General features: G+C 72.0%; 16 protein-coding genes, 1 other RNA gene and 1 pseudogene. 14 read left to right on the forward strand and 4 right to left on the reverse strand.

The window, feature by feature from the left end:
• Nucleotides 1–107 precede the first annotated feature (107 nt).
• Nucleotides 108–1,352 carry a serine/threonine-protein kinase gene (locus tag AC6CKD_RS11665; RefSeq protein ID WP_498327005.1) on the forward strand — a complete coding sequence of 415 codons (1,245 nt, stop codon included), beginning with the start codon at nucleotides 108–110 and terminating at the stop codon, nucleotides 1,350–1,352.
• Nucleotides 1,353–1,471: 119 nt separating this feature from the next.
• Here the strand turns inward: AC6CKD_RS11665 and AC6CKD_RS11670 are convergent, their stop codons facing one another.
• A complete protein-coding gene (locus AC6CKD_RS11670; RefSeq protein ID WP_498327006.1) occupies nucleotides 1,472–2,494 on the reverse strand; it encodes an isopenicillin N synthase family dioxygenase in 1,023 nt (340 codons plus the stop codon).
• Between the two features lie 313 nt (nucleotides 2,495–2,807).
• Between AC6CKD_RS11670 and prfB the strand changes: the two genes are divergently transcribed.
• A complete protein-coding gene (gene prfB / locus AC6CKD_RS11675) occupies nucleotides 2,808–3,917 on the forward strand; it encodes a peptide chain release factor 2 (protein ID WP_498327007.1) in 1,110 nt (369 codons plus the stop codon).
• Between the two features lie 121 nt (nucleotides 3,918–4,038).
• On the opposite strand, the gene AC6CKD_RS11680 is transcribed toward prfB, so the two are convergent.
• Nucleotides 4,039–4,233, reverse strand: a complete 195-nt coding sequence (locus AC6CKD_RS11680; RefSeq protein WP_498327008.1) for a hypothetical protein — start codon at nucleotides 4,231–4,233, stop codon at nucleotides 4,039–4,041.
• A gap of 225 nt (nucleotides 4,234–4,458) precedes the next feature.
• On the opposite strand from AC6CKD_RS11680, the gene ftsE reads away from it, so the two are divergent.
• A complete protein-coding gene (ftsE, locus tag AC6CKD_RS11685; RefSeq protein WP_243337359.1) occupies nucleotides 4,459–5,148 on the forward strand; it encodes a cell division ATP-binding protein FtsE in 690 nt (229 codons plus the stop codon).
• 17 nt (nucleotides 5,149–5,165) lie between these two features.
• Nucleotides 5,166–6,089, forward strand: a complete 924-nt coding sequence (gene ftsX / locus AC6CKD_RS11690; RefSeq protein WP_250741071.1) for a permease-like cell division protein FtsX — start codon at nucleotides 5,166–5,168, stop codon at nucleotides 6,087–6,089.
• Nucleotides 6,090–6,124: 35 nt separating this feature from the next.
• On the opposite strand, the pseudogene AC6CKD_RS11695 reads toward ftsX, so the two are convergent.
• A pseudogene (locus AC6CKD_RS11695) lies at nucleotides 6,125–7,328 on the reverse strand (RNA-guided endonuclease InsQ/TnpB family protein).
• 184 nt (nucleotides 7,329–7,512) lie between these two features.
• Here AC6CKD_RS11695 and AC6CKD_RS11700 point away from each other — a divergent pair.
• The 3 genes from AC6CKD_RS11700 (at nucleotide 7,513) to ssrA (ending at nucleotide 9,753) form a co-directional block, all read left to right on the forward strand.
• Nucleotides 7,513–8,733: a S41 family peptidase gene (locus AC6CKD_RS11700; RefSeq protein WP_498327010.1), complete on the forward strand. Its 1,221-nt coding sequence runs from the start codon at nucleotides 7,513–7,515 to the stop codon at nucleotides 8,731–8,733.
• Between the two features lie 18 nt (nucleotides 8,734–8,751).
• On the forward strand, nucleotides 8,752–9,237 hold the full coding sequence (smpB, locus tag AC6CKD_RS11705) for an SsrA-binding protein SmpB (protein ID WP_266908355.1): 486 nt from the start codon (nucleotides 8,752–8,754) through the stop codon (nucleotides 9,235–9,237).
• A gap of 127 nt (nucleotides 9,238–9,364) precedes the next feature.
• Nucleotides 9,365–9,753, forward strand: a transfer-messenger RNA (tmRNA) gene (gene ssrA, locus AC6CKD_RS11710).
• A 97-nt stretch (nucleotides 9,754–9,850) separates the two neighbouring features.
• Here the strand turns inward: ssrA and AC6CKD_RS11715 are convergent.
• The gene (locus tag AC6CKD_RS11715; protein WP_498327011.1) at nucleotides 9,851–11,200 is read right to left on the reverse strand and encodes an MFS transporter; all 1,350 of its coding nucleotides are present in this window, start codon (nucleotides 11,198–11,200) and stop codon (nucleotides 9,851–9,853) included.
• A 94-nt stretch (nucleotides 11,201–11,294) separates the two neighbouring features.
• On the opposite strand from AC6CKD_RS11715, the gene AC6CKD_RS11720 reads away from it, so the two are divergent.
• The 7 genes from AC6CKD_RS11720 (at nucleotide 11,295) to AC6CKD_RS11750 (ending at nucleotide 20,689) form a co-directional block, all read left to right on the forward strand.
• The gene (locus AC6CKD_RS11720; RefSeq protein ID WP_498327012.1) at nucleotides 11,295–12,257 is read left to right on the forward strand and encodes a LysR family transcriptional regulator; all 963 of its coding nucleotides are present in this window, start codon (nucleotides 11,295–11,297) and stop codon (nucleotides 12,255–12,257) included.
• Nucleotides 12,258–12,415: 158 nt separating this feature from the next.
• Nucleotides 12,416–13,786: a nitrate/nitrite transporter gene (locus AC6CKD_RS11725; RefSeq protein ID WP_498327013.1), complete on the forward strand. Its 1,371-nt coding sequence runs from the start codon at nucleotides 12,416–12,418 to the stop codon at nucleotides 13,784–13,786.
• Nucleotides 13,787–13,952: 166 nt separating this feature from the next.
• Nucleotides 13,953–15,107, forward strand: coding sequence for a uroporphyrinogen-III synthase (locus AC6CKD_RS11730; RefSeq protein ID WP_498327014.1), 1,155 nt, complete (start codon nucleotides 13,953–13,955; stop codon nucleotides 15,105–15,107).
• 81 nt (nucleotides 15,108–15,188) lie between these two features.
• Nucleotides 15,189–15,731 carry a GNAT family N-acetyltransferase gene (locus tag AC6CKD_RS11735; protein WP_498327015.1) on the forward strand — a complete coding sequence of 181 codons (543 nt, stop codon included), beginning with the start codon at nucleotides 15,189–15,191 and terminating at the stop codon, nucleotides 15,729–15,731.
• A 60-nt stretch (nucleotides 15,732–15,791) separates the two neighbouring features.
• Entirely contained in the window at nucleotides 15,792–16,361 is a 570-nt protein-coding gene (locus AC6CKD_RS11740) for a CGNR zinc finger domain-containing protein (protein ID WP_498327561.1), read from the forward strand.
• Between the two features lie 128 nt (nucleotides 16,362–16,489).
• On the forward strand, nucleotides 16,490–18,820 hold the full coding sequence (locus AC6CKD_RS11745; protein ID WP_498327016.1) for a HelD family protein: 2,331 nt from the start codon (nucleotides 16,490–16,492) through the stop codon (nucleotides 18,818–18,820).
• Between the two features lie 444 nt (nucleotides 18,821–19,264).
• Nucleotides 19,265–20,689: an NAD-dependent malic enzyme gene (locus tag AC6CKD_RS11750; RefSeq protein ID WP_498327017.1), complete on the forward strand. Its 1,425-nt coding sequence runs from the start codon at nucleotides 19,265–19,267 to the stop codon at nucleotides 20,687–20,689.
• Nucleotides 20,690–20,990 lie beyond the last annotated feature (301 nt).

A 20,990-nucleotide genomic window follows, 5' to 3' on the forward strand; every position in this document is an offset into this window, starting at 1 on the left:
GGGACGTGATTTCGCCCGCAGAAGTGAAGGTCGCCGCGATCCGTGGACTCCAACACCCACCTGGCCGCGTAGCTTTGGTGCGTACGCCAGCCGCTGAGGGAGCAGTTGTGGCACGGAAGATCGGCAGCCGGTACACCGCGCACCAGATCCTGGGACGCGGCAGCGCGGGCACGGTGTGGCTGGGCGAGGGGCCTGACGGCCCCGTCGCCGTCAAACTGCTGCGCGAGGACCTCGCCTCCGACCAGGAACTGGTCGGACGGTTCGTCCAGGAGCGCAGCGCGCTCCTGGGCCTCGAGCACCCGCACGTCGTCTGCGTCCGCGACCTCGTCGTCGACGGCAACGACCTCGCCCTCGTCATGGACCTCGTCCGCGGTACGGACCTCCGCACACGCCTCGACCGCGAGCGGCGGCTCGCCCCCGAGGCGGCCGTCGCCATCGTCGCGGACGTCGCCGACGCGCTGGCCGCCGCGCACGCGGCCGGGGTCGTGCACCGGGACGTGAAGCCCGAAAACGTCCTCCTCGACATGCAGGGCCCGCTCGGCCCGGGCGGCGCGCATCCCGCGCTGCTCACCGACTTCGGCGTGGCCAAGCTCATCGACTCACCGCGGCGGGCCACCGGCGGACGGGTCTCGGCGCCCACGACCCGGATCATCGGCACGCCCGACTACCTGGCGCCGGAGATCGTGGAGGGGCTGCCGCCGCGCGCGGCGGTGGACATCTACGCCCTGGCCACCGTGCTGTACGAACTGCTCGCCGGTTTCACGCCGTTCGGCGGCGGGCATCCCGGGGCGGTGCTGCGGCGCCACGTGACGGAGACCGTCGTCCCGCTGCCCGGCATCCCCGACGAGCTGTGGCAGCTGATGGTCCAGTGCCTGGCGAAGGCCCCCGCCTCGCGGCTGCGGGCCTCGGAGCTCTCGCTGCGGCTGCGGGACCTGCTGCCGCTGCTGGCGGGGATGCCGCCGCTGGACGTGGACGAGCCGGACGAGCCGGAGCAGCCGGACTTCGTGGAACCGGAGACGGCCGCCGATCCGGTGCGGCGGCGGGGCGTGGTCCCGCTGGTCCCCGGCTCCTCCACGGATTCCAACCGGGACACCCACACCTCGATGCGGGTGCCGGGGCCGGACGAGCTGGCGGGCGGGGCCCTGGGCACGGCCCGGGTTCCGCGCCCGGCCGGGGGGCACCGGCCGGGCTCCGCGCGGCACCGGGCGGAGACCGCCCGCAAGCGGAGGCTCGCGCTGTCGGCGGCCGCCGTTGCGCTGGCCGCGGCGGTGGGTGTCGGCGGCTGGCTGGCCGTCTCCTCCGACTCGGCGCCGCCCCAGGACAACAAGCGGTCGGGCTCCACGGCCCCGTAGCGGGGCGCGGTGCGGGTGGGCGGGCCCCGCGGGGCGAAATCCCCTACCCGCCCTTCCGCCGTTCCCCGGGCTGCGCCCGGACCCCCTGGGGCTCCGCCCCGGACCCCGCGCCTGCGCGGCTACGCCCCCGTCAGCTCCGGGTGCCAGCGCCGCGCCACCGCCGGGTGCGCGCGGACCCAGCCCTTCAGCTCGTTGCGGCCGTACTCCGCGTGCAGCGGGTTCGACGCGTCGTGCGCTATCCCCGGCGCCGCGTCCAGGTAGTCGCCCGGGACCGTCTCGATGACGGCGTCCAGCCGCGGGTTGTAGAAGAACGGCACCGAGAACCGCTCCACGCTCCCCGCCGGGCTCACCACGCGGTGGTCCGTCGCCGTCAGGTACCCCTCCGTCGCGATCTCCAGCAGCTCGCCCAGGTTGACCACGAAGGCCCCGGGCATCGGGGGGACGTCCAGGAAGGCGCCGTCCCGGACCACCTGGAGCCCGCCCACCGAGTCCTGGAGCAGGAGGGTGAGGAAGCCGTAGTCCTTGTGGGCCCCGACCCCCTGGTCGGTGCCCGTCGGGGCGGATCCCGGGTAGCGGATCAGCTTCGTGTGCAGGTGGGGCCGGTCCGCGAAGGCCGCGTCGAAGAAGTCCTCCGGGGCGCCGATCGAGGCGAGCAGCTCGCGGAGCAGGCGGTGGGCCACCGCCGCCAGCCGGGACTGCCACTCCAGCACCGCTTCCCGCAGTTCCGGGAGCGCCGCGGGCCACTGGTTCGGGCCCTCCAGCCACAGGTACGCCGGGTCGTCCGGTCCCACGTCCCGCGCCGCCCGCTCCGCGCCGACGTCGAGCTGGTCGCGCCAGTCGGAGGCGCCGCCGGTCAGCTCGTGCCCGATGCGGGTGTAGCCGCGGAAGTGCGGGGAGTTCAGATTGCTCACGGCAAGCCGGTCCGCCTCCGGGAGGGCGAAGAAAGCCCTGGTCAGCTCCAGGATGCGGGCGGTCTCGGCGGGGGTGACCCCGTGCCCGGTGAGGTGCAGGAAACCGCTGTCCCGGGCGGCCGCGTGCAGTTCTTTGCGGAAGGAGTCGCGCAACTCCGGATCGTCCGCGTGGGACAGGTCCAGGACCGGGAGGGAGGGGGGAGAAGAGGGAGAAGGGTGCGCGGACGGCATGACGGCTCCGTTTCGGGATGTCACGGGGTCCTGTCCCCAGGGATGGCGGGGGCCGCGGCTGGGGAGGGCCGCCGGCAGGGATGGCGCCGGGACCGCGAGGCCGCGTACAGGACCAAGTCGGATCGGGGTGGATCAGGCTTGGGGATGGTCCGGCGGCTGACAGCTCGTCGTCGTGACACGCATGTGGTCCACATGGCGGCGCTTGACGAGGAAGACGGTCATAGCGTGAGCGTACGCCCGTGCGACCCGCCATTAGTACGGGTGATTCGGCCTGGCCGGAGAGCGGCCCCCGGGGACCGGCTACGCTGGACCCGTGGCAGTCGTCGATGTTTCCGAAGAGCTGAAGTCCCTCTCCTCGACCATGGGGTCGATCGAGGCCGTCCTGGACCTCGACAAGCTGAGGGCAGATATCGCCGTGCTCGAGGAGCAGGCCGCCGCGCCGTCCCTGTGGGACGACCCGGATGCCGCCCAGAAGATCACGAGCAAGCTTTCGCACCTCCAGGCGGAGGTCCGCAAGACCGAGAGCCTGCGGGGGCGCATCGACGACCTCGCGGTGCTGTTCGAGCTCGCCCAGGAGATGGACGACGCGGACACCCTCGCCGAGGCGGAGACCGAGCTGGTCTCCGTGCGCAAGGCGCTGGACGAGATGGAGGTCCGCACCCTGCTCTCCGGCGAGTACTCCGAGCGCGAGGCGCTGGTCAACATCCGTGCCGAGGCCGGCGGCGTGGACGCCTCCGACTTCGCCGAGCGCCTCCAGCGCATGTACCTGCGCTGGGCCGAGCGCCACGGCTACCCGACCGAGATCTACGAGACCTCGTACGCGGAAGAGGCCGGCATCAAGTCGACCACCTTCGTGGTCAAGGCCCCGTACGCCTACGGCACCCTCTCCGTCGAGCAGGGCACGCACCGCCTCGTCCGGATTTCGCCGTTCGACAACCAGGGCCGCCGCCAGACCTCCTTCGCGGGCGTCGAGGTGCTGCCGGTCGTCGAGTCGAGCGACCACGTCGAGATCGACGAGGGCGAGCTGCGCGTGGACGTGTACCGCGCCTCGGGCCCCGGCGGCCAGGGTGTCAACACGACCGACTCGGCGGTCCGCATCACGCACCTGCCGACCGGCATCGTGGTCTCCTGCCAGAACGAGCGCTCGCAGATCCAGAACAAGGCCAGCGCGATGAACGTGCTCCAGGCCAAGCTGCTGGAGCGGCGCCGCCAGGAGGAGAAGGACAAGATGGACGCCCTCAAGGACGGCGGAAGCTCCTGGGGCAACCAGATGCGCTCCTACGTCCTGCACCCGTACCAGATGGTCAAGGACCTCCGGACGGAGTTCGAGGTCGGCAACCCGCAGGCGGTGCTCGACGGCGAGATCGACGGCTTCCTGGAGGCCGGGATCCGCTGGCGCAAGCAGCAGGAGCAGACGGCGTAGTCAGAACGCCGCACGCAGGCAGAACGCCGCGCGGTCGGAACGACCGGAAGGGCCCGGACGCCGTAAAGGTGTCCGGGCCCTTCCGTCGTGCGAGTCTGATCGGGACGTGGCGGCTGAGGAACTACGCCGTCTGCTGAGCCACCAGTGCCAGCGCGGCCACCAGGATCACCAGCAGCGCGATGAGCGCCGCCGGGTTGAGACCGCCGGAGAAGGGGTCCTCCCGCTGGAGGCGCCCCCGGTTCGCCCGGCACACTCGGCAGCGGCCCTGGCTGACGGGTCCGGCGCAGTTCGCGCACACGAGCCGGTCATATGTCATGCGCTCCTCCTTTCGTCCCCTCGGTTACAACGGTCGCGGGAACGGGTCCGTTCCCCCTCCCACTGTGCCAGCTTCGATGACATTCGGCGCGGCCCCTCCGGGCAATCACGGTCGGCCACCTCTCGGACCAGGGGATATATCGGGCAACTCCGGACGCCGGGTCCACACCCCGCGCCTGTTCGCGTATGGTCACGCACACCTACTCCCGGCGACCGTGGTGCACCCGTGATCCGATTCGACAACGTCTCCAAGTCCTACCCGAAGCAGAGCCGCCCCGCACTCAGAGATGTCTCCCTGGACATCGCGAAGGGCGAGTTCGTCTTCCTGGTCGGCTCCTCCGGCTCCGGCAAGTCCACCTTCATGCGGCTCATCCTGCGCGAGGAGCGGGCGAGCCACGGCCAGGTGCACGTCCTGGGCAAGGACCTCGCCAAGCTCTCCAACTGGAAGGTCCCGCAGATGCGGCGCCAGCTGGGGACCGTCTTCCAGGACTTCCGGCTCCTGCCCAACAAGTCGGTGGCCGACAACGTGGCCTTCGCCCAGGAGGTCATCGGCAGACCGCGCGGCGAGATCAAGAAGGCCGTCCCCCAGGTCCTGGAACTCGTCGGCCTCGGCGGCAAGGAGGACCGGATGCCCGGCGAGCTCTCCGGCGGTGAGCAGCAGCGCGTGGCCATCGCCCGTGCCTTCGTCAACCGGCCGGCGCTGCTGATCGCGGACGAGCCCACCGGCAACCTGGACCCCCAGACCTCCGTCGGCATCATGAAGCTGCTGGACCGGATCAACCGGACCGGCACCACCGTGATCATGGCGACCCACGACCAGCAGATCGTCGACCAGATGCGCAAGCGCGTCATCGAACTCGAGCAGGGCCGTCTCGTCCGCGACCAGTCGCGCGGCGTCTACGGCTACCAGCACTGAAAGGCTCCTGAGACGCGATGCGCGCCCAGTTCGTCATGTCGGAGATCGGGGTCGGTCTCCGCCGCAATCTGACCATGACCTTCGCGGTCATCATCTCCGTGTCCCTGTCGCTGGCCCTGTTCGGCGGGTCCCTGCTCATGCGCGACCAGGTGAGCAAGATGAAGGGGTACTGGTACGACAAGGTCAACGTCTCCATCTACCTCTGCAACAAGAGCGACGCCGAGGCCACCAACGGGGCCTCCTGTTCCAAGGGCGCGGTGACCCCGGAGCAGAAGCAGGCGCTGGAGACCGAGCTCAAGGGCATGGACCTCGTCGAGGCCGTCACCTACGAGTCCTCCGACGAGGCCTTCAAGCACTACAAGGAGCAGTTCGGGCACACCGCCCTGGCCGCGTCCATCACGCCGGACCAGATGCCCGAGTCCTTCCGGGTGAAGCTCAAGCAGCCGGAGAAGTACAAGGTCATCACGACCTCCTTCTCCGGGCGCGACGGGGTCCAGTCGGTGGAGGACCAGCGCACCGTGCTGGACAACCTCTTCAGACTCCTCGGCTACCTCAACTGGGCCGCCCTCGGCATCATGTTGATCATGCTGGTCGTGGCCCTGCTGCTGATCGTCAACACGGTGCGCGTCTCGGCCTTCAGCCGTCGGCGCGAAACCGGGATCATGCGCCTGGTGGGCGCCTCCAGCTTCTACATCCAGGTGCCGTTCATCATGGAGGCGGCTTTCGCCGGCCTGATCGGCGCGCTGCTCGCCTGCGGGATGCTCGGCGCGGGCCAGTACTTCGTGATCGACCACGGCGCCGCGCTGCGCGACAAGATGGAGCTCATCAACTTCATCGGCTGGGACTCGGTCCTGACCAAGCTGCCGCTGGTGCTGGTCATCGGTGTGCTGATGCCCTCGCTGGCCGCCTTCATCGCGTTGCGCAAGTACCTGAAGGTTTGACTTCCTCCCCTTCGAGAACGAAGGGGATTCCTACCTCACGCTGCCCGGCGGACCGGCGGTCCGCCAGGTCTTGCACGATCAGCGGTAGCCGGGATGAGACCAGCCCGGACGAGCATCACGCGTGCGGAGTTCTTGTCCCTGGGGGGACGGGGCTCCGCACGCGGTGCACGTGTAGGTACGTTCCGACAGCGGTAGTGCGTGCTTGGTTCTCGCTCCGCATCGTCCGCAGTCCATGGTGGTGTGCGCGGGATGCACGAGCCGCAGATCGCGACCGTGCTTGCGCGCCATGTCGATCAGCTCGTGCTTGGTGGCCGAGATCGCCGCGTCCGAGGCCTTGCGGGCCATGGTGGACCGCGCGAGGAACTTCGGCCGGAAGTCCTCCACCGCCAATTGATCGAAGTCCGTCACGACGCGCTTGGCCCACTTGCGGGCCGTGTCCTGACGTTGCCGGGCGATCTTCTTGTGCGCCTTCGCGGCCCGGCGCTTGACCTTGCGGTAGCCCTTCGATGGCACCTGTCCGCGCTTGGGCTTCCGACGGGCCATCATCCTCTGGTACCCGGCCAGCTTCCTGGCCGCCTTCTTCCCGTGCTCGGGGTGCCGGAGGTCGTGGGCGTCGCTGGTGGTGGTCGCGGTCTCCTTCACGCCCCAGTCGATACCGATCGCCGCACCGGTCGACGGCAGCGGCTGCGCCTCTGTCCGGACGACGAAGGAGGCGTACCAGTGGCCGAGGCTGTCCCGGTGGATACGCACACTGGACGGATCAGTGGGCAGTTTCCGCGACCACACCACGGTCAGCGATATCCCACCCGCCAAACACAGGCGTTCGTCCTTCAACCGGAAACCGCGACGCGTGTAGTTGAGCGTCGGATCCGCGACAGCCCTCTTCTTGTACCGGGGCATCCCCGACCGCCGCCGAACCGGCAACCACGCTTTGATGTCCTGCAACGCCTTTGCCCGCGACTTTGCGAAGTCCCGGACGACCTGCTGCTGCGGCACACTCCCACCAGCTCGCAGCCACTCGTGCTCACCGCGCCAGCCGGTCAGCATCTTGTCGAGGCCGGCAGGTCCGCACTTCTCTTGGGCCTTGTGTGCTGCTCGGGACGTGGCAACACACTGGTTCCACACCCAGCGGCACCGGTCCCAGTCGGACAGCAGGGCCGCGCGGGCGGTGGACGACACGCGCAGCCGGTAGGTGTACCGGGCGTGCCCAGCCTCCCCGCCCTCCGCCATTGCCGCCATGGCACCAACCTAGGAAGCCTGGCGCGTTTCTCTCCCCGGGAGCCGGACTCCCCACCCGAACGAGTGACCGACCACCCGTGCCGCCGGAGGGCCTGTGCATCCTCTTGCCGCCCGGTGGCGAGCGCCCACGTGCGGTCTGCTCAACCCGCCTTGCCGTCAGGGGGCTTGTCGTACACTCGGCGCCATGCCGGGACTGCCCGCCCTCTGTCTCCGGCCCCGCGACATGGGTCGCGGGGCCGCTTTGACGTTGGTCTTCCTCGCCGCCGTGGGAACCGGCGCCTTCACCGGGAGCTGGGACCAGCCCGGCTCGGGCCGGTCCGAGGGCCCCGCCGCCCTGGTGGCGGGTACGGAGCCCTCCGCGGCCGTACCCGGACCGCGGGCACCGGCGCAGGCGCACCGGGAGGCGGGCACCGCCGACCGGGACGCGGTGGCCCGCGCGGCCGCCGAGGCCGTCGCCGAGGGCAAGTCCGCCAAGTCGGCGGCCCAGGAGGTGGTCAGCCGCAGCGGGGACCGCTGGGGCGCCGTGTACGACCAGGGGGAGTACGAGGCCTTCGCCGACGACCTGGACGGCCACTGGACGGGCGTCGGCCTGTGGGCCGGCCGGCTGCGCGACGGCCGCATCGAGATCGACCGGGTCCAGCCCGGCAGCCCCGCGGCGCGGGCCGGGATGCGCGCCGGAGACCGGCTGTTGAGCATCGACGGGCAGGGCGTGACCGGGCTCAGGGTGGCCGAGGTGGTGGCCCTGCTGCGCGGGAAGGCAGGCACTTCAGTGGTGCTGAAGCTGACCCGCGGCGGGGCCGACTTCACGGAGACCGTGCGGCGCGAGGAACTGCGCAGCGAGCCCGTGACGGTCCGGTCGCTCGCCGGCGGGATCACGGTCATCAAGGTGGCCTCCTTCACCCGGGGTTCCGGCGACCGGGTCCGCTCCGCCGTCCGCGCCGCGCCGCCCGGCGGCGGGGTCATGCTCGACCTGCGCGGCAACACCGGCGGCCTGGTCACCGAGGCCGTGACGGCCGCCTCCGCCTTCCTGGACGGCGGGCTGGTGGCGACGTACGACGTACGCGGCGCGCAGCGCGCCCTCTACGCGACCCCGGGCGGCGATACGGCCCGGCCGCTGGTGGCGCTGATCGACGGCGGCACGATGAGCGCGGCCGAGCTGGTCACCGGCGCCCTCCAGGACCGCGGCCGCGCGGTGGCGGTGGGTACCCGCACCTTCGGCAAGGGCTCGGTGCAGATGCCCACGGAGCTGCCGGACGGATCGGTGGCGGAGCTGACGGTGGGTACGTACCGCACTCCGGCGGGCCGCAGCCTGGACGGTGCGGGCATCACCCCGGACCTGGCGGCGGCGGACCGGGTCGAGGAACGGGCCCGCACGGTATTGAGTGGCATCGGGGTGGGTCCGTAGTGCGAAAATGACCGCACTATGGCTAAGGAAACAGGGCGCAAGCTGATCGCCCAGAACAAGAAGGCGCGGCACGACTACACGATCATCGACACCTACGAGTGCGGCCTCGTGCTCACGGGCACCGAGGTCAAGTCCCTGCGCCAGGGCCGCGCCTCGCTGGTGGACGGCTTCGTGTCGGTGGAGAGCGGCGAGGCCTGGCTCTACAACGTGCACGTGCCGGAGTACAGCCAGGGCACCTGGACCAACCACAGCGCGCGGCGCAAGCGCAAGCTCCTCCTGCACCGCGAGGAGATCGACAAGCTCGACTCGAAGACGGGGGAGACGGGCAACACGATCGTGCCGCTCGCCCTGTACTTCAAGGACGGCCGGGCGAAGATCGAGATCGCGCTGGCGAAGGGCAAGAAGGAGTACGACAAGCGGCAGTCGCTGCGCGAGAAGCAGGACACGCGCGAGACGAACCGGGTGATCTCGGCCGTGAAGCGCAAGGAGCGCGGCCAGCTTTAACCTCCTGGCACTCCGTGGTCCACTTCGCGTACCATGGCGTCAGCACCACGCGCTTGCGGGTGGTGCCGGTCGAGCGGGACGCATGGAGAGCGCCGGCTGGATCTCATAACTGAACAGCGTGAAACATGGGGATGATCGGTTTCGACAGCGGATGTCGATGTAGGGGAAGCGAGCCGAGAAAGCGGCAATGATCTCGTTAACCATATGTCGCAAACAATAATCGCCAACTCCAAGAGCGATAACTCCCGCTTCACCCTCGCTGCCTAATAACAGTGAGCTGAAGCCTCTGTGAGGAGCGTCAGCCCGGAAGTGGTCCCGGTCCGGATCCTGGCGTCAATTAGGGATCTAAACCTCTAACTCCGGTCGCGGGGGATAGAGGGAAATCAAACAGTGACTGAGCCCGTCGGAGACTTGTCCGTGTGATCTCCGGGGCCGAGAAAAGCGCAGCGGAATGCGCTCGGAGAAGCCCTACTTCTGCACCGTTGGACGCGGGTTCGATTCCCGCCATCTCCACAACCCCCATGTTGGGTGAAGGCCCCGCGGCCGTCAGGCTGCGGGGCCTTCGTCATGCCGTCCCGGCCCCGCACGCCCGTCGTCCGGGAGGCCCGGGCGGTCAGCTGGTGCGGGTGATCTTCCTGCCCAGGAGCAGGGCCAGCAGCGCCGCCGCGGCCGGGAGGGCGTACGGGGCCGTCGTGCCCCAGTGGTCGATCGCGGAGCCGGCCGTCGCGGAGCCCGCCGCGATGCCCGCGAAGAGGGCGGTGACGGCCAGGGTCATGCCCTCGTTGAGGCGGCCCGGCGGGGTCACGGCGTGGACCCGGGACATCGCGGTGACCATGACCGGGGCCGTGGCCATGCCGGCCAGCAGGAGGGCCGGGGCCAGGGGGAGCAGGGAGCCGGTGGTTGCCGCCGCCCAGGGCAGTGCCATGGCGAGGGCCAGGACGCTCAGGCAGACGGGGAGCGTACGCGGGCGCAGGGTGCCGTAGAGGAGGCCGGCCGCGAAGGAGCCGGCCGCCTGGAGGGCGAGGACCGGGCCCGAGAGCGCGCCGAGGCCGTGGGCGCCGAGGTGGGCGATGGAGGTGATCTCCATGGAGCCGAACATCGCCCCGAGGGCGAGGAAGAGCGGCAGCATCCCGCCCAGGGCGCGGAGCGGGGAGGGTCCGCGGACCGCGGGCGCCGGCGGGGGCTCGGTGGCGCGGTGGGCCGTGAAGACCAGCATCCCGGTGAGCAGCAGTACGGCCCCCACGAGCGTGCCCGCCTCCGGGAACGCGGCGGTGCACAGGAACGCGGCGGCCACCGGCCCGAGCATGAACGCCAGCTCGTCCGCGGCCTGCTCGAAGGACATCGCGGTGTGCCGGGAGGCCGGGTCGCCCCGCAGCAGGTGGGTCCAGCGGGCGCGGGACATGCCGCCGATGTTGGGGGTGGTCGCGGTGGCGGCGTAGGAGGCGAAGAGGGTCCACGCGGGGGCTCCGGTACGGACGCACGCGATCAGGGAGAGCGAGCCGAGGACCGCGATCAGGGTGGCGGGCACCGCGACCCGGGCCTGTCCGTGCCGGTCGACCAGCCGGGCCGTCCAGGGCGCCACGAGGGCGGTGGCGGCCAGACCGACCGCCACGACCGCCCCGGCGAGGGCGTACGAGCCGCGCTGCCCGGCGATCATCATGACGGCGCTGACGCCGAACATGCCCATGGGCAGCCGGGCGATGAGGTTCCCCGCGGTGAACCCGCGGGTGCCGGGGAGCGCGAAGAGCCGGCGGTACGGGCCCGGGGCGCGGGCCGGCCGCGGTGCGGGGCGGCCCGGGCGGGTCTGCCGCGCCGGGGCGGCGGCGAACACCAGCGTGGTGCCGGTAACGGCCATGAGCGGGGTGGGCGCGGCCGGCGCGGCGCGGTGGACGCGGCCGGCGGACCGGGCACGCGGCGGGGTGACGGCAGGCGGGACGACGGACGGCGGGGTGGCGGTGGGCATGGGGCAAGGCTCGCGCCCGGGGTCATCGGCGGTCCAACACCTGTTCGGGGGTAATTCACCGCTCTGCGTTGTCAATGTGGTCTAGTCTCCCCGGGTGACACCCCGAGACGTGGAACCCCGCCTGCTGCGCGCCTTCCTCGCGGTCGCCGAGGAGCTGCACTTCACCCGCGCCGCCGCCCGGCTCTACGTGGCCCAGCAGGCCCTGAGCCGCGACGTGCGCCGGCTCGAACAGACCCTGGGCTCGCCCCTGTTCGTCCGCACGACCCGCGCCGTCGAGCTGACCCCGGACGGGGAGCGGCTGCTGCCCCTGGCCCGCGGCGTGCTGCGGGCGCACGAGGAGCTGGCCGGGGCCTTCGCGGGGCCCCGGCCGCTGCTCGTCGACCTCAACACCGACGGCCCCGGTACCGCCCGGACCGTCCTGGAACGGGCTCGCGAACTCGCCCCCGACTGCGAGCTGATGGCCCGCTTCGAGTCCGGGCTGACCCACGCCGCCGCCGAGATCGCCGCGGGCCGCCTCGACGTCTCCTTCGGGTACGCCGACGGCCTCGACCCGGCGCTGCGGGCCCGCCTCGCGCGGATGCCCGTACGGTACGAGCCGCTCGCGGTGCTGCTGCCCGAGGGGCACGCGCTGGCCGCGCTGGACGCCGTACCGCTGGACGCGCTGCGCGGCGAGACGGTGTACACCGGGGCCGGGAACCCGCGGACCCTGGAGTGGACCGGGCTGGCCCGCGAGCTGTTCGCCGGGCGGGGCGTCGCGCCCGCGCCGCCCGCGCCGGTGGCGGTGGGCAAGGAGGAGTTCCGTCGGGTCATGGTCAAAACGGGCAATCCGGTGCTCGCCACGGTGGGCTTCGTCGACATGCCCGGCTGCGTCAAGAGGCCGCTGACGGCCCCGGTGCCGCTGTCGCCGCTCTCCATGGTGTGGCGGAAGGGATCGAGCCATCCCGGGCTCGACGCGCTCCGCCGCGCCGTCGCGGAGCTCGGGGCCGGGCACGGCTGGCTGGAGGTGCCCCCGGACAGCTGGCTGCCCGCGCTCACACCCGGCCCGGGCCGCGGGTGAGTGCAAGGTTTCCCGCCGGTCATCCGGCGGGGACCGGGGCTGAAACGAGCCTTTCCTACGGTCGTCACCACGGACGAGACGCGACGAGCCCGACGAGCCCCGACAGGGCGGAGGGCGCGACGAGCGCGACGTGATCGCAGCAGCTGTGGAGGCGTGTGATGACCAGTACGACCGCACCGCGCAAGGGTGGCCGCTGGATCGAGCGGTGGGACCCCGAGGACGAGACCTTCTGGCGGGAGACGGGGGAGAAGACCGCGCGCCGCAACCTGATCTACTCCGTGCTCTCCGAGCACATCGGGTTCTCGATCTGGTCCCTGTGGTCGGTGATGGTGCTCTTCATGGGCCCGCAGTACGGGATCGACCCCGCCGGCAAGTTCTTCCTCATCGCCACCGCCACCTGCGTGGGCGCCCTGGTCCGCGTCCCCTACACCTTCGCCGTGGCCCGCTTCGGCGGCCGCAACTGGACGGTCGTCAGCGCCCTGCTGCTGCTCGCGCCGACGGTCGCCGCCTGGCTGGTGATGGAGCCCGGGACCTCGTACAACACCTTCCTGCTGGTGGCCGCGCTGACCGGGGTCGGCGGCGGGAACTTCGCCTCGTCGATGACGAACATCAACGCCTTCTTCCCGCTGCGCAAGAAGGGCTGGGCCCTCGGCCTCAACGCGGGCGGCGGCAACATCGGCGTCCCCGTCGTCCAGCTCGCCGCCCTGCTGGTCATCGGCACGGCCGGGGCCGGCCACCCGCGGCTGCTGCTCGGCGCCTACATCCCGCTCATCGTGATCGCGGCGGTGCTCGCCGCGGTGCGGATGGACAACCTGGCGCCCGTGCGCAACGACACCGGAGCCGTCCGCGACGCGGCCCGCGACGGGCACACCTGGATCATGGCGTTCCTGTACATCGGCACCTTCGGCTCCTTCATCGGCTACAGCTTCGCCTTCGGGCTGGTGCTCCAGACGCAGTTCGGCCGCACCCCGCTCCAGGCGGCCTCGCTCACCTTCATCGGACCGCTGCTCGGCTCGCTGATCCGGCCGGTCGGCGGGGCCCTCGCGGACCGCTTCGGCGGCGCCTGGATCACCCTGGGCACCTTCGTGGCGATGGCGGCGGCGACCGGAGTGGTGATCCTGGCCTCCGTACGGGAATCCCTGCCGGTGTTCCTGATCGGCTTCGTGGGGCTGTTCGTCCTCAGCGGGCTCGGCAACGGCTCCACCTACAAGATGATCCCCGGCATCTTCCAGGCGAAGGCGCTGGCCCGCGGGATGAGCGGCGAGGACGCGGCCGCGTACGGGCGGCGGCTGTCCGGCGCCTCCATGGGACTCATCGGCGCGGTCGGCGCGCTCGGCGGACTCGGCATCAACCTGGTCTTCCGGGAGGCCTTCCTGACCTCCGGCTCGGGCACGGCGGCCTTCGTGACCTTCCTCGGCTTCTACGCGGTGTGCTGCGCCGTCACCTGGGCGGTATACCTTCGCCGGCCCGCCCAGGTGATGATCCCCACGGCCGGTGCGGAGGCGAAGCCGCAGCTCACCTCGGTGTAACGGCGGCCACACGTCGGTTAACGGCACCGAAATACGCGTGAACCGAGCCTGATACGCCCCCAGGGCAGGCTCGGTTCACGCGAACGTCACGAGTGCGTGTGAACGCGACACCGGACCCCACACGGGACCCGACGCCGGATCCGACCACTGCGCGAGGCAGGTCACCATGCACGACACCCACACCGGTCCGCCGGCCGGCCCGCTCGCCGGATTCACCGTCGGGGTCACCGCCGCCCGGCGGGCCGACGAGCTCATCGCCCTGCTGCGCCGCCGCGGGGCCACCGTGCTGCACGCCCCCGCCCTGCGGATCGTGCCGCTCGCCGACGACACCGAACTGCTGTCCGCCACCAAGGAGCTGATCGGCTGCGCCCCCGACGTGGTGGTGGCGACCACCGCCATCGGCTTCCGCGGCTGGATCGAGGCCGCCGACGGGTGGGGGCTCGGCGAGGAACTGCTCGGGCGGCTGCGGGAGACCGAACTGCTGGCGCGCGGACCGAAGGTGAAGGGCGCGATCCGGGCCGCCGGGCTCGTGGAGACCTGGTCCCCGCGCTCGGAATCGCTCGCCGAGGTACTGGACCGGCTGCTCACGGCCGGGGTGGCCGGCCGGCGCATCGCCCTCCAGCTGCACGGGGAGCCGCTGCCCGGCTTCATCGAGGCCCTGCGGGCGGGCGGCGCCGAGGTGGTCGGCGTACCCGTCTACCGGTGGATGGCGCCGGAGGACCTCGGGCCGCTGGACCGGCTCATCGACGCGGTGGCGGCCGGCGCTGTGGACGCGGTGAGCTTCACCTCCGCGCCGGCCGCGGCCTCGCTGCTGTCGCGGGCTGCGGAGCGGGGCGTACGGGAACCCGTGATCGAGGCGCTGACCGGCGGGTCGGTCCTCTCCGCGTGCGTGGGGCCGGTGACGGCCCTGCCCCTGCAAGCGGAAGGGGTGGCCACGGTCCAGCCCGAGCGCTTCCGGCTCGGCCCCCTCGTTCAGCTCCTGTGCCAGGAACTCCCCGGCCGGGCCCGCGTCCTCCCGGTGGCCGGACACCGGCTGGAGCTGCGCGGCCACGCGGTCCTCGTCGACGCCGAGCTGCGCCCCGTCCCGCCGGCCGGCATGGCCCTCCTCCGGGCCCTGGCCCGCCGCCCGGGCTGGGTCGTGGCCCGCTCCGAACTCCTGCGCGCCCTCCCCGGCGCGGGCCGCGACGAGCACGCGGTGGAGACGGCGATGGCCCGCCTGCGCGTGGCCCTGGGCGCGCCGAACCTGATCCAGACCGTCGTCAAGCGCGGCTACCGGCTGTCGCTGGACATGTCCGCCGACACGAAGTACGCGGACGACTGAGGGCCTTGCCGCCGGACCGGGGCCGGAAGCGGGCGGGGCACCCGTCTGGCCGGGGCCCGGCCCGTCCGTTAGCGTGCCCGGATGATCGTTGACGGAGTGGAGATGAGGGAGATCCGGCCGGCGGACGCCGCCGGGATCGCCGAGGCGCTGGAGCGGAACCGGGGGTACATGGCCCCCTACGAGCCGTGGCGGGCCGCCGACTTCTACACCGAGGCGGCGCAGCGGGTACGGGTCGAGGAGCTGCTCACGGCCCGGGCGGACGGGCGGGCGCGGCCGTTCGTGCTGCTCGCCGCAGACGGGGTGGTCGGGGCGATCAACCTCCAGAACATCGTCCGCGGGGCACTGCGCAGCGGTTCCATCGGCTACTGGGTGGACCAGGCCTGGGCCGGGAAGGGGCTGGCCACCGCCGCGCTCCACGAGGTCTGCCGGATCGCCCGGGACGAGGAGCGGCTGCACCGGGTCGAGGCGGGCACCCGGGTCGAGAACGTGGCCTCGCAGCGGGTGCTCGCGAAGGCGGGCTTCGAGCAGTACGGACTGGCGCCCCGCTACCTGCACGTCGGCGGGGACTGGCAGGACCACCGGCTCTTCCAGCGGCTGCTCAACGACGACCCGCCCGCCCTCTAGCCGAGTGCCCGTCGGACGGGCACTCTGGGGGCACGCCCCGAGAGGGAGGCGGTGACGGGTATGTGGTTCGACTCCGGGCGGGTGTGCCTGGATCTGGTGGCGGCCTTTGCGCCCCGTGCGAATACCGAGGGCATCCGGGACGGCGACGGGCTGCGGCTGTGGCTGACCGGAGCCGGGCTGGTGCCGGACAGGACGCCGCTCGCCCGGGTCGGGGACGACTGGGTCTCGGCCTTCCGGGTGCTGCGCGCCGACGTCGAGAGCCTCGTACGGGCCGAGCTGGCCGGAGCCGCGCCGCCCGCGGCCGCGCTGGCCCGGGTCAACGCGGCGGCCGCCGGTCCACCCCCGGGACTGTGTGCCGTACAGGACCAAGAAGGCCACCTCGTACGCGAGTTGTGCGGCGGTGTCGAATGCGCCGGGCTGCTCGCCGCCGTGGCCCGGGACGCCGTCGAACTGCTCACCGACCCCGGCGAACGGGACCTGCTGCGGGCCTGCGAGGGCGACGGCTGCGCCCGGGTCTACCTCGACACCTCGCGCGGACACCGCCGCCGCTGGTGCTCCAGCGAGCTCTGCGGAAACCGCGAGCGCGTGGCCCGCCACCGGCGGCGGGTCCTCGCGTCGCGCCCCGGCTGACCCGGCCCGCGGCGCCCGCCGGGCGTGATCTTCGTCCTGATCCGCGAGCCGTCCCGGAAGGGGCGTGCGCTCACGGGCCCCTTCGCGTACGGTTGACGGCTGCCCATGCACGTCAGAAAGGGGCCTTGGTGGCCGCGCAGAATGCCGCTGTCGACAGCACGGCGGATTCCGTCCGCGATCGGGAGATCGCGGTCGAGCAGACGCATCTCGATCACGTGTACCGACGCCTTGAGGAGAAGATCCACGAGGCGGAGTTCCTGATGAACGACGCCGCCAAGCGTGGCCAGGTCGGCACGCCCGGCGCCCTCGCGGAACGGGACGCACAGGTCTTCCGTGCCGGAATCCACCTCAACCGTCTCAACAACGAGTTCGAGGACTTCCTGTTCGGCCGCGTCGACCTGGTCCTCGGCAAGGACGGGGAACGGGGCCCCGACGGCGCCTTCACCTCCGTCGAGCCCGCCGACGACGCGATCCGTCCCGACCTCACGGCCGATATCGCCGAGACGCTCCACATCGGCCGCATCGGGGTCCTCGACTCCGACTACGCGCCGCTCGTCATCGACTGGCGGGCCCCCGCGGCCGCGCCGTTCTACCGTTCCACCCCGAAGGAGCCCGGCCGCGTCGTGCGCCGCCGGGTCATCCGCTCCAAGGGCCGCAAGGTGCTCGGCGTCGAGGACGACCTGATGCGCCCCGAGGTGACCGCCTTCCTCGACGGGGAGGAGCTGCCCGCCATCGGCGACGGCGCCCTGATGGCCGCCCTCGGGCGGGCCCGCACCCACTCGATGCGCGACATCGTCTCCTCCATCCAGGCCGAGCAGGACCTCGTCATCCGGGCGCCCGCCGCCTCGGTCGCCGAAGTCGCGGGCGGACCGGGCACCGGCAAGACCGCCGTCGCCCTGCACCGCGCCGCCTACCTGCTCTACCAGGACCGGCGGCGCTACTCCGGCGGCATCCTGATCGTCTCCCCGACGCCGCTGCTCGTCGCCTACACCGAGGGCGTCCTGCCCTCCCTCGGCGAGGAGGGCCAGGTCGCCATCCGGGCGCTCGGCTCGCTCGTCGACGGGGCCGAGGCGACCACGTACGACGACCCGTCGACCGCCAGGATCAAGGGCTCGTCCCGGATGCTGAAGGTGCTGCGCAAGGCCGTACGGGGCGCCCTGGAGTTCGGCGGTCCCGGCGGGGCCCCCGCCCCCGACCGGCTCCGCGTGGTGGCCTTCGGGCGCCGCCAGGAGCTGGAGGCCGGCGACCTCGACCGGATCCGGCAGAACGTCCTGTCCGGCACCGCCCCCGTCAACCTGCTGCGCCCGCGCGCCCGCAAGCTCCTGCTGGACGCGCTGTACTCGAAGTCCGGCGGGGCCGGCCGGCACAGCGATCCGGAGCTCGCGGCCGAGCTGCGCTCCGCCTTCGACGAGGACATCTCGACGGAGGACGCGTTCATCGACTTCCTGAACGCCTGGTGGCCCGAGCTGACCCCGCGCGGGGTGCTGGCCTGCATGGCGGACGAGCGGCGCCTGTCGCGCTGGTCGCGCCGGGACCTGAACCCGCGCGAGACGCGGCAGGTGGCGCGCTCCCTGCGCCGGGTGGGCCCGGACGGCAAGGGCGCCCTGTCGGTGCACGACGTGGCGCTGCTGGACGAGCTCCAGCAACTCCTGGGCGCGCCCGCGCGGCCCAGGCGCAAGCGCGAGATGAACCCGCTGGACCAGCTGAGCGGGCTGGAGGAGCTGATGCCGACCCGCGAGGAGACCCAGTGGGAGCGGGCCGAGCGGCTCGCGGCGGAGCGCACCGAGTACGCGCACGTCATCGTCGACGAGGCGCAGGACCTGACGCCGATGCAGTGGCGGATGGTCGGCCGCCGGGGCCGTGGCGGCACGTGGACGGTGGTCGGGGACCCGGCGCAGTCCTCGTGGACCGATCCGCAGGAGGCGGCCGCCGCGCGCGACGAGGCGCTGGGCACCCGGCCGCGGCGCAAGTTCACCCTGACGGTGAACTACCGCAACCCGGCCGAGGTCGCCGAGGTCGCCTCGCGGGTGCTGAAGCTGGCGGCGCCGGGCACGGAGCCGCCGACCGCGGTGCGCTCCACGGGCCTGCTGCCGCGCTTCACGGCGGCGCCCCCCAATGAAGGGGCCCTGCGCTCCACCGTCGTGGAGGAGACCCGGCGGCTGCTGGAGCAGGTGGACGGCACGGTCGGCGTGGTCGTGGCCATGGACCGGCGGGCCGAGGCCGCGGGCTGGCTCGCGGACCTGGGGGAGCGTGCGGTCGCCCTGGGCAGCCTGGAGGCCAAGGGCCTGGAGTACGACGCCACCGTGGTCGTCTCCCCGGCGGAGATCGCGGACGAGTCCCCGGCCGGCCTGCGGGTGCTCTATGTGGCCCTGACGCGCGCGACGCAGCAGCTGACGGTGATCTCCACCGACCGGGACTCGCCGGACGCCGAGGGGGTCGCGGCGCTGCTCCAGCCGTGAGCCCGGCATAGGGCCGGTTGGTCGGCGGCCAAGGGCGTGGTCCCCGCAACCGGTCTCCGGTGGGGGGATCGCTTCGGGCGAACCTTTGTTAGCCTGGGTTACGGCACCGACTCGATCCAAGCCCCCGGGCCCAACCTTAGTCGCCTAGAGCGACCACTTGCCGCGAGGCGAGCATGGCGGGTCGGTGTCATAGGCGTATGAAGCACCAGGTCCGCGTCCTCCACCCAGTGGGGGGCGCGGACCTTTTTGTATGGGCCACCCATTCCGTAGGCCCCGGAAATCTCGTATGGTGGAAGAGTTCTTCCGAAATTTGTAGCTGGTTACCTTGTACCGGCTGGTAGGTGGGACGATCGGACAACAGGTCCTGCCATACCTGCCATGTTCTCGGCGGCGCGGCGCGGACCCTGTGTGTACAAGAACCAGGGACAGAAGAGGAACACGGCCATGGCAACGGCGCCCAGCGTCTCGTACTCGATGACGGTCCGCCTGGAAGTGCCCGCGAGCGGTACCGCGGTCTCCCAGCTCACCACCGCCGTGGAGTCCTCCGGTGGCTCGGTCACCGGCCTCGACGTGACCGCATCCGGCCACGAGAAGCTCCGTATCGACGTCACCATCGCCGCGACGTCCACGGCGCACGCCGACGAGATCGTCGAGAAGCTCCGCGGGATCGAGGGCGTCAGCCTCGGCAAGGTCTCCGACCGAACCTTCCTGATGCACCTCGGCGGCAAGATCGAGATGCAGTCCAAGCATCCCATCCGCAACCGCGACGACCTCTCGATGATCTACACCCCGGGCGTGGCCCGCGTGTGCATGGCGATCGCCGAGAACCCCGAGGACGCCCGCCGTCTGACCATCAAGCGCAACTCCGTCGCAGTCGTGACGGACGGCAGCGCCGTGCTGGGCCTCGGCAACATCGGCCCGATGGCCGCGCTGCCCGTCATGGAGGGCAAGGCAGCCCTCTTCAAGCGCTTCGCCGGCATCGACGCCTGGCCGATCTGCCTCGACACCCAGGATTCCGACGAGATCGTCGCCATCGTCAAGGCGATCGCCCCGGGCTTCGCGGGCATCAACCTGGAGGACATCTCCGCGCCGCGCTGCTTCGAGATCGAAGCCCGGCTCCGCGAGGCCCTCGACATCCCGGTCTTCCACGACGACCAGCACGGCACCGCCATCGTGGTCCTGGCCGCCCTCACCAACGCACTGCGCGTGGTGGGCAAGGCCGTTGGCGACGTCAAGGTGGTCATGTCGGGCGCCGGCGCCGCCGGTACTGCCATCCTCAAGCTGCTCCTCGCCGCGGGCGTCAAGAACGCCGTCAGCGCCGACATCCACGGTGTCGTGCACGCCGGCCGCCCCGACCTGGTCGACGCGGCCCCGGACTCCCCGCTGCGCTGGATCGCCGACAACACCAACCCCGAGGGGTACACGGGCACCCTGAAGGAGGCCGTGGTCGGCGCCGACGTCTTCATCGGCGTCTCGGCCCCCAACGTGCTCAGCGGCGAGGACGTGGCCGCCATGGCGGAAGGCGCGATCGTGTTCGCGCTCGCGAACCCGGACCCCGAGGTGGACCCGGCGATCGCCCGCCAGACCGCCGCCGTGGTGGCCACCGGCCGTTCCGACTTCCCGAACCAGATCAACAACGTGCTGGTCTTCCCGGGCGTCTTCCGCGGCCTGCTGGACGCCCAGTCGCGCACCGTGAACACCGACATGATGCTGGCCGCCGCGAGCGCCCTGGCCGACGTGGTCGGCGAGGACGAGCTGAACGCGAACTACATCATCCCGTCGGTCTTCAACGACAAGGTCGCGGGCGCGGTCGCCGGAGCCGTCCGCAAGGCGGCCTCCGCGGCCGTGACGGCGCCCACCTCCGTCTGATCCCCGGCGCGTCGCGGGATGCGGGCCCCCCGGGCCGCCCATAGGGTTGCGGCGATGCCCGCGTGGCCCGCGGTCCGCGTCTGCCGGACGTCATCCGGACACCATCCGGACGCCTTCCGGTGCGGACGGAGCGTCACCGCGGCGTGACTGTGGCGCTTTTCGTGTGACCCCGGCGGGTGCCGGATTGGCTTTCCCGCCGGTGGTGGGGGCAGGATGCGTAACCGGGCGAGAGGGTCTGACGTCAGACCCGGGTCCGGGGACTGTCCTAGGGCCCTGGCAGCATCGGCTTCGATCTCACGCC

The sequence above is a fragment of the Streptomyces sp. GQ60 genome, assembly GCF_059758875.1.

What these genes read in the sequence shown, in the direction of transcription:
- AC6CKD_RS11670 (WP_498327006.1), bottom strand. Translation starts at nt 2,494, where the DNA reads ATGCCGTCCGCGCACCCTTCTCCCTCTTCTCCCCCCTCCCTCCCGGTC.
- AC6CKD_RS11680 (WP_498327008.1), bottom strand. Translation starts at nt 4,233, where the DNA reads ATGACATATGACCGGCTCGTGTGCGCGAACTGCGCCGGACCCGTCAGC.
- ftsX (WP_250741071.1), top strand. Translation starts at nt 5,166, where the DNA reads ATGCGCGCCCAGTTCGTCATGTCGGAGATCGGGGTCGGTCTCCGCCGC.
- AC6CKD_RS11700 (WP_498327010.1), top strand. Translation starts at nt 7,513, where the DNA reads ATGCCGGGACTGCCCGCCCTCTGTCTCCGGCCCCGCGACATGGGTCGC.
- smpB (WP_266908355.1), top strand. Translation starts at nt 8,752, where the DNA reads ATGGCTAAGGAAACAGGGCGCAAGCTGATCGCCCAGAACAAGAAGGCG.
- AC6CKD_RS11715 (WP_498327011.1), bottom strand. Translation starts at nt 11,200, where the DNA reads ATGCCCACCGCCACCCCGCCGTCCGTCGTCCCGCCTGCCGTCACCCCG.
- AC6CKD_RS11725 (WP_498327013.1), top strand. Translation starts at nt 12,416, where the DNA reads ATGACCAGTACGACCGCACCGCGCAAGGGTGGCCGCTGGATCGAGCGG.
- AC6CKD_RS11730 (WP_498327014.1), top strand. Translation starts at nt 13,953, where the DNA reads ATGCACGACACCCACACCGGTCCGCCGGCCGGCCCGCTCGCCGGATTC.
- AC6CKD_RS11735 (WP_498327015.1), top strand. Translation starts at nt 15,189, where the DNA reads ATGATCGTTGACGGAGTGGAGATGAGGGAGATCCGGCCGGCGGACGCC.
- AC6CKD_RS11740 (WP_498327561.1), top strand. Translation starts at nt 15,792, where the DNA reads ATGTGGTTCGACTCCGGGCGGGTGTGCCTGGATCTGGTGGCGGCCTTT.
- AC6CKD_RS11750 (WP_498327017.1), top strand. Translation starts at nt 19,265, where the DNA reads ATGGCAACGGCGCCCAGCGTCTCGTACTCGATGACGGTCCGCCTGGAA.